The organism is uncultured Salinicola sp., from assembly GCF_937921195.1.
Classification (GTDB): domain Bacteria; phylum Pseudomonadota; class Gammaproteobacteria; order Pseudomonadales; family Halomonadaceae; genus Salinicola.
Genome location: NZ_CALFQK010000132.1, coordinates 1 through 2,226, shown reverse-complemented (window position 1 = coordinate 2,226; position 2,226 = coordinate 1). Strand labels below are relative to the sequence as shown.

General features: G+C 63.7%; 2 protein-coding genes. Both read right to left on the bottom strand.

Annotation, left to right across the window (positions count from 1 at the left end; all coding sequences use genetic code 11):
• Nucleotides 1-423 (bottom strand): DMT family transporter (locus tag Q0602_RS14895; protein ID WP_298844938.1); only part of this gene is annotated, 423 nt, incomplete at its 3' end.
• Nucleotides 424-664: 241 nt separating this feature from the next.
• Nucleotides 665-2,086 carry an IS1380 family transposase gene (locus Q0602_RS14890; protein WP_074743528.1) on the bottom strand — a complete coding sequence of 474 codons (1,422 nt, stop codon included), beginning with the start codon at nucleotides 2,084-2,086 and terminating at the stop codon, nucleotides 665-667.
• Nucleotides 2,087-2,226 lie beyond the last annotated feature (140 nt).

Sequence of the window (2,226 nt, the reverse complement as noted above, 5' to 3'; positions counted from 1 at the left end):
GCGCCAGCCCAAGCTGTCACCCATGAAGATAAAGGCAGCCGTGGCCATTGCCGCAGGACTCAGGCTCATCACAACCGAACCGACCACACCGTTCACGCGTTGCATGCCGTAGAGCAGGAACAGCGTGAAGGCAACGATGCCCACACCGCCGATTACGACGATCTTGATCCAGTTCTGTCGGGATATTTGGGACAGTTGTTTCCGGTAGATGAAGAGAAAGGGCGTCAATGCCAGGGCCGCTACTGTCAGACGGAGAAAGGGTCCGAGGAACACGGGAAAGGCTTCTGACACGATCTTGGCTGACGGGGTACCTGTACCGAACAGGGCCATGCCGAAGAAAAGTTGGGCATATACCAACAGCTGTCGCTTGAAACTCGAACCGGCCATCGGTGATCCAACACTCCCATAGCTGATTGGTTCCAACAGATTTCTTTAACCCGCATTATTCGCCGAGCCGGCTCGGCGGCGCGCTGGAGGCGGGTTGAAGCCGTTCTTGCCGGCTTCTTGGCACCAGGTTGTTGCCGATGAGAGCTACGCATCCCGGTTTGGTTGAGAGAGTGGACGAGACGACATCCTTTGGATGATTTCGCCCTTTGGATCGGCCACGACTTCTGGCCGCCCCTGGGCGTTCATTCTGTCGGCGGCATCTGCAACTTGCTCGCGATTATGGGTCGGCCCCGCGTAGCATCTGGATCTGCGGCCAGATGGCGGCCCAGTAGGGCGCGGCCGTTGCGGCAAGTATCAAGGTCATGCGCCGGGCTGAGATGATGAGACGAGCGCCGGCGCGCAGCACGCGTTCCCGCAGGCGGCGCAGGCTCCAAGGGGCTTTCGTGGCGCGCGCCATGGCCCGGCGCGCCACGTGCATGATCTGGTAGGCGAGCATGGCGACGAGCAACCGGACTTCGTTGCAGGCGAAGGCATCGATGGGGGGCGTGACCGATTTCGGCTTCTTGCCGCGCAGATGGGTCTTGGCGCGATTGGTGGAGGACAGCGCTGGAGACAGCACGTCCATCAGCTCGCCCATGTGGCCTTCTGCTTTGCCGCGCTGGCGATAATGGTCCAGCAGGGCCTGCCCCTTCATCTGGAAGCGCGAGATCGAGGTGACGAGGAAGAAGCGGTCGAGTAGCAGATCGCCCTCGCGCTCCTTGACCACCAGCACCACACGGCGGGGCTCGTCCCAGCCCTGCGCCTGGTATTCCAGCTCATGCGTCCAAAGCCGCGGTTCCGTCGGCCGTCGTCCCGGCGGTCGCTTCATGTGCGGCGCCGCGAGCCTGTCGAGGGCTGCGTTCGCCCGCAGGCGGGCGACGTGGTGGATGCCGCGCCCCTCCAGGCCCGACAGGAGCGCGCCAGAGGGGAAGCCTGCATCGATGCGCACGGTCGTGATCTTGCACAGGCTGGCCTCGGCCCGATCGACGACGTCGAGAATGACGTCCAGCGCACCGTCGGCAGTGCCGACATTGCCGGGGCGTAAACGCGCGTCGAGCATGTCGCCGGTCTCGGCGATGGAGGTGACCAGCGGGTGATAGACCCGGGTCCGGTAGTGCCCGTTCCACTCGGCCTTCGGTTGATGGCCATGCACCTCGATGGGCAGACTGTCGACGTCCAGCGTCATGCGAGTGCGCCGCTGCCCGCCATTCTCGGCGCGCAGGTTCCGACCGGCGAGTTCGAGGGCAGCCTCCCGCAGAACCTTCAGGTTGCCTGGCTCCGCCAGCATCGCTGTGCAACGCGAAAGCGTGGGCTGAGAGGCCAGCCCAGGGTGCCCAGTCAGCGGCGTCAGCCCGGCCGACGAGGCGGCCGCCACACGCATCGCTGGATCATGCCGCAGGGCATCCGCATCGTCGTGGTCCTGCCAACCCTGAGCGACCAGGAGCACCATGGTCCGCAAGAGCGACGGCAGGTCATGCACGACATCGGCTTGGCGGCGGCTGTCCTTCATCCGCGCCGCCATCCAGCCGATAATCCCGGTCGCGTCGAGAGCTTCTCGCAGCAGTACTGCGCCAGGATCGCCCGTCAGGCGCTCGGCGCGAGTTTCGATCGAAAGAGAGCGGTTGAATCCGGCCGTGACCGGCCGTAGCGTTTCACCCATGCGTGCGTCCGAAGCTGCTGGCGGATTTTGGTGTAGCAACTTGATTCTACGGCGCTTTCAGGCGCACGCAACCTGCCCCCATCGATTTGGATGAATAAACCGGGTTTAAACCAGAAGGAACGCTTCGAGCGCAAGGCGAA